Annotated in this window: 1 pseudogene; it reads right to left on the bottom strand. The window is 35.9% G+C overall.

The window, feature by feature from the left end:
• A pseudogene (locus tag AB674_RS21755) lies at nucleotides 1-435 on the bottom strand (SOS mutagenesis and repair protein UmuC); the annotation flags it as partial.

Genomic DNA, 435 nt, shown 5'->3' with positions numbered 1-435 from the left:
AAACCGATGCAAAAGTGGCAATGCGTTCCCGCAATAAATCAAAATCAGAGATTTGTTTTGGAAAACTTCTGGTAATCGCGATACTTTTCTTTTGATCAACAAGAGGTTCTAATTCTAAAACTGATTTTCCTTCTAATTCATATTTTAACCGAAGACCAACAACTCCCATTTCTTTCTTAATCCAAGCTTCGTGTTGTGGTGCTATAAAGTCTAAAGCGGTGGTAATATTTCGAGCTTTCATCTTTTTATTCATTCGATAACCAATACCCCAAACATCTTCAATTTTAGTCCATTTCAAAGCTTTGATGCGTTTCTCATCACTATCGATTACATAAACACCATGCGTTCTGTCTTGAAATTTTTTGGCAATTTTATTGGCTACTTTTGATAATGCTTTGGTTGGTGCAAAACCTATGCAAACGGGAATTCCCACCC

Origin of the sequence: Flavobacterium sp. ABG (assembly GCF_001027725.1) — a bacterium.
In the GTDB taxonomy this organism is placed as follows: domain Bacteria; phylum Bacteroidota; class Bacteroidia; order Flavobacteriales; family Flavobacteriaceae; genus Flavobacterium; species Flavobacterium cupriresistens.
Note: the sequence above shows the minus strand (reverse complement) of the source record. Positions and strands in the feature narration are given on the sequence as shown.